We start from the raw sequence: 4,231 nt of genomic DNA, 5'->3' as shown, positions 1-4,231 counted from the left end.
GGAGTTCGCGGCGAGCGATACTACAATAAAATAAAGTGTCCGTTATAATTTGGCTTTTCTTATTTGAATTATGAAAGAGGTCTATTGTAGTTCGGTATTACCATTCTAAAAACTAAATCCGCCGCTGGCGGAGAACTATTTTAGTTTAAGATTTGGTATAACATCCATTTTATTCTTGCTGTTAAGAATATCAACCTGAATAATCAGTCCTTTATTATCATAGGTATAATACACTTTATGATTCCCTTCATAATGTTCATTACATGATAGTTCAACGCACCATAACTATGTTTTACAATTTGCCCCGATTTATTTTTGATTATCTCAGAACTGCTGCAATACTCTTGTGAATATAATACATATCCAGTATCAATACTCGCTCCGCCGCTATCATTAAATATAGTTTCTGTGTAGTACCGAAAAACATCTTTCCTATTGTACCAATAATCTTTTCTGCCAAAAATAGTTGAATCAGTACTATCTCGCCTATATAGTCTTTAGGTAAATGTATAGAAACATCTTGGTTATTGGGTGTTACAACGGTGCGTCTCATATCTTTGGCTTTATAATGCAAATATAGTATAATTACAATTCGATTGCAATAAGGAGAATCTAATTTCTGATAACCCACAATTTACTGACCTCTGCGGTGTGGGTTAGAATGTTAGAATCGAGAACTAAACTGTGGCAACGTTTTAATAAAATCGTTTATATTTGTTGCTCGCATGTCCACGGAAGAAATTACAGCTACTAGCTACGAAACACGCCTAGAAAAAAAGCTGAGGCAATGGAAATATCTGCTTCCTGCTGCTACTTTTTTCACCATTGGTGTGTTGGTAGCGGGAATATATACATGTATGCTATTTTTCGAATCGGGTTATTACTACAGTATTATAGTTGCTGGGTTTCTGTACCACGCTGCGATGATTGTGGGCGTGCACGATGGTGCCCACAAAGCAATTACAAAAACCACTGCCGATTCATGGATTATGAGTATTGTTGGCGGGATTGTATTATTGCCTTTTTATCCTGAACCTTTTAGAAGATATCATCTAATTCATCATGCAAATACCAATTCTGAAGCTGACCCACTGTGGCCAAATTTGAAAAAGAAAATATTTGAACGAAGTAGATTGCTATATATACTTGCTGAACTTATTCCTTTTGGGTTTATAGCTATTACCATTTTCAGCGATAAAGAAACCAAACGAAAAGTAAATGGCCCGAAAATCAGATTTGGATTTATGGCGTTATCGTTTTTAATATCATTTGTTATTATATATTTTGTGAAACTCGATGCTATATTTATTATATCATCTATGTACTTTGCCACCATTGTAGCAAAGCTAAGGCATTGGTGTGAACATATTGGCGACATACCACACAAAGAGAGTAATACTTATTGGTTTCCTTTAGGCATGGGTATTGGCAACCACGATGTACACCACGACCACCCTAATTATTCGTGGCTTACTTTGTTGATAGGGCTACGCAAAAGAAAAAAAGATACGCACCCGTTAAAAGCTATATATAGAATTTTATTTGATAAGAACTATATACATTATGGTGGGATATCTGACTCCTAAAACAAACGCCATTCTACCTCGATAATTATATTGATTTTTAGAACCAATAAAGACCCTGAAACAATTCCGAAGCATTGGAACAGGGTTAGGGGCGGGGCAAATTCCTAAATCTCCCTTATCTTCGCCACATGAAAATTAAGTTTTGTGGAGCCGACAGGCATGTTACAGGAAGCCGCCATTTGCTTACGCTGGAAGATGGTTATCAGATATTGATGGATTGTGGGATGTATCAAGGTCGTGGCGTAGACACGGATGTAATGAACCGTGAATTTCTTTTCGAACCACACAAAGTTGATTGCGTTTTAATAAGTCATGCACATATTGACCATATAGGTTGCTTACCCCGCATGGTGGCTAAAGGTTTTTATGGGAAAATATATTGTACCACTCCTACTAAAGAATTGGCCAAATTATTATTGTTGGACAGTGCCTATATACAAATGCACGATCTCAAATATGTGAATGAACGCAGAAAGAAAAAAGGTGAGACATTGCTCGAACCTTTGTATAGTGAAGATGAAGTATTGCAAACCATTTCGCAAATGGAAACTATACCTTATCATGAACATTTCAGCGTGCACCCGCAGGTCGATTGTCATTATACCAATGCTGCACATATACTGGGTTCGGCAGCGGTGCATTTAGATATTACAGAAAACTACAAACTCACCAAACTCACCTTTACTGGCGATATAGGCCGCCCTAATGATATGCTATGGCCACAGCCTGAATCATTCCGCCAAGCTGATTATATTATTTGTGAATCGACTTATGGTAATAGGTTGCACCCAAAAGTAGCCGACCAAGAAGAAAGATTATTACAGATTGTACAAGAAACCTGTGTGATGAACCAAGGCAAACTTATTATACCTGCGTTTAGTGTTGACCGCACACAAGAACTTATATATGCACTCGACCGTATGAAAAATGAAGGCAAATTGCCACATATAAAAGTATATGTCGATAGTCCGCTCTCTATAGGTGCAACTGGACTTACAAGGAAATACAAAGACTATTATAACCAAGATTTGATTGAATATTTGAAACATGACCCTGAAAATGATGCTTTCGATTTTCCGGATTTGTATTATATAAGTAGCAAAGAACAGTCGATGGCTTTGAACAATGACAATAAACCAAGTATTATTATATCAGCATCGGGAATGGCCGAGGCGGGAAGAGTGAAACATCATATAGCAAATAATATAGAACAAAAACAAAATACGATATTGCTTGTAGGCTATTGCACCCCTGAAAGCCTTGGTGGAAGGCTTAAAAATGGCAATAAAGAAGTGAAAATATTTGGGCAGATGCACCAAGTAAATTGCAGAATTGAAAATCTGGAAGGTTATTCCGCACATGGAGATTATAATGAAATGTTGGAATATCTTTCTTGTCAAAATCCTGCAGAAACTAAGAAAATATTTTTGGTACATGGAGAGATTGAAGCACAAACAAATTTTTTGCGATTGCTGCATGAAAAAAAATTTAAGCATGTGGAGATTCCTGAATTGGGAGATGAGTTTGAATTAGTATAAAGTATATGTTGAATTATGCTCGGAAAGTTTGTCATGCTGTCCCACTAGGTATCGGGATAATCGAAGCATAGACAAACTGTTGGTCTTCGATAAACTCAGAACGACACCACAAGCCCATCATAAGCCAATCTTATATTCTCAGGCAATTCTTTATTCACCTCTTCATGTATGCCTAACTGATGGCTGATATGTGTGAAATAAGTAGTCTCCACTCCTATCCTATTTGACATTTCCACGGCTTCTTCCAAAGTAAAATGTGATATATGTTTTTCGCGACGAAGTGCATTTAATACCAAAATTTTACTGCCTCTTATTTTTTCAATTTCTTTTTCTGATATATAATTTGCATCTGTAATATATGTAAAATCTCCTACTCTAAAACCCAGTACAGGTAAGCGATAGTGCATCACTTCGATGGGCGTAATTAAATGCTGATGTATATAAAATGGCTCGCTGTTGATGGGATGCAAATGTATTTCGGGTACGCCAGGGTATTTTTCGTCATCGAATATATAAGAAAATTCTTTTCGCAAAACACGTTCAACTCTTTCGTCTGCATATACATCAACTGGTTTATTATGTATATAATTATAAGCTCTTATATCATCAAGACCAGCCACATGATCCTTGTGCCCATGGGTAAAAATCAAACCATCCAATTTATTAATATGGTGTCGCAACATTTGTTGTCTGAAATCAGGACCTGAGTCGATTACCAAATCAAAACCACCAACTTCAATATGCACCGACGAACGCAAGCGATTATCACGCGGGTCGGGCGAAGTACACACCTTGCACTTGCAACCTATAATGGGAACACCCTGCGAAGTGCCTGTGCCTAAAAATGTGATTTCCATAAGTTGCAAAAATAATGGGTAATGTTCAATGTGGCTGACGCAAATTATAATGGTTAATGATTAAAGATTAATGCCGACGCAGTTGGATAATGGTTAATGAAACTACAAATACATTATGGTTGGTGGGGACACCAACCAAGGACTAATCGTTAATAGACCTCTTTCATAATTCGATTCTAATAAATATAAAGGTTTGAAACACGAATTTTAAAACTTAGAATGCTGCCCTTTTTTATTTACAGCAGCCCGC

4 protein-coding genes are annotated in these 4,231 nt (G+C 36.8%); 2 read left to right on the top strand and 2 right to left on the bottom strand.

Annotated elements, in window-relative coordinates; all coding sequences use genetic code 11:
* Nucleotides 1-319: 319 nt before the first annotated feature.
* A complete protein-coding gene (locus tag SGJ10_02930; protein MDZ4757079.1) occupies nucleotides 320-553 on the bottom strand; it encodes a hypothetical protein in 234 nt (77 codons plus the stop codon).
* Nucleotides 554-725: 172 nt separating this feature from the next.
* Between SGJ10_02930 and SGJ10_02925 the strand changes: the two genes are divergently transcribed.
* Both SGJ10_02925 and SGJ10_02920 read left to right on the top strand, forming a co-directional pair.
* Nucleotides 726-1,586 (top strand): fatty acid desaturase, encoded by an 861-nt coding sequence (locus tag SGJ10_02925; protein MDZ4757078.1) that lies wholly within the window; start codon nucleotides 726-728, stop codon nucleotides 1,584-1,586.
* Between the two features lie 128 nt (nucleotides 1,587-1,714).
* Entirely contained in the window at nucleotides 1,715-3,124 is a 1,410-nt protein-coding gene (locus SGJ10_02920; GenBank protein ID MDZ4757077.1) for an MBL fold metallo-hydrolase, read from the top strand.
* Between the two features lie 95 nt (nucleotides 3,125-3,219).
* On the opposite strand, the gene SGJ10_02915 is transcribed toward SGJ10_02920, so the two are convergent.
* A complete protein-coding gene (locus SGJ10_02915) occupies nucleotides 3,220-3,981 on the bottom strand; it encodes an MBL fold metallo-hydrolase (protein ID MDZ4757076.1) in 762 nt (253 codons plus the stop codon).
* Nucleotides 3,982-4,231 lie beyond the last annotated feature (250 nt).

Source organism: Bacteroidota bacterium (assembly GCA_034439655.1).
In the GTDB taxonomy this organism is placed as follows: Bacteria; Bacteroidota; Bacteroidia; order UKL13-3; family UKL13-3; genus CANJUD01.
The sequence above is the reverse complement of the archived record's forward strand: the minus strand, read 5'-3'. Positions and strand labels throughout refer to the sequence as shown.

What these genes read in the sequence shown, in the direction of transcription:
- SGJ10_02930 (MDZ4757079.1), bottom strand. Translation starts at nt 553, where the DNA reads ATGAGACGCACCGTTGTAACACCCAATAACCAAGATGTTTCTATACAT.
- SGJ10_02925 (MDZ4757078.1), top strand. Translation starts at nt 726, where the DNA reads ATGTCCACGGAAGAAATTACAGCTACTAGCTACGAAACACGCCTAGAA.
- SGJ10_02920 (MDZ4757077.1), top strand. Translation starts at nt 1,715, where the DNA reads ATGAAAATTAAGTTTTGTGGAGCCGACAGGCATGTTACAGGAAGCCGC.
- SGJ10_02915 (MDZ4757076.1), bottom strand. Translation starts at nt 3,981, where the DNA reads ATGGAAATCACATTTTTAGGCACAGGCACTTCGCAGGGTGTTCCCATT.